The organism is Xenorhabdus entomophaga, assembly GCF_037996725.1.
Lineage (GTDB): Bacteria > Pseudomonadota > Gammaproteobacteria > Enterobacterales > Enterobacteriaceae > Xenorhabdus > Xenorhabdus khoisanae.
This window is the reverse complement of sequence record NZ_JBBMXH010000495.1, coordinates 1-223: the sequence shown is the minus strand read 5'-3', so window position 1 is coordinate 223 and position 223 is coordinate 1. Positions and strand designations below refer to the sequence as shown.

The following is a 223-nucleotide window of genomic DNA, read 5'->3' as shown; positions in this document are numbered from 1 at the left end:
TAATAGCGCAATGATTTAGTTTTTATTTGCAATCATCTCGGTTGTTATCGTCACGCAGGGGGAGGGGCGGGTCAAATCTCTACCACTCTCGCCCTTGAGGACCGCCGCCTTGCCTCTTTTCAGATCGCCGCGAAATGCCAACCTTTTTTTGGGGTGCCCCAACTGCACCATTTTACAGGAGAAATCACATGGCAGGACGACCGCCAACCCCGACTCACCTGCG

1 protein-coding gene is annotated in these 223 nt (G+C 52.9%); it reads right to left on the bottom strand.

Translation table 11 applies throughout. The features are described from left to right. Positions 1-15: 15 nt before the first annotated feature. Positions 16-223 (bottom strand): hypothetical protein (locus AAC854_RS23800; protein WP_340619204.1); only part of this gene is annotated, 208 nt, incomplete at its 5' end.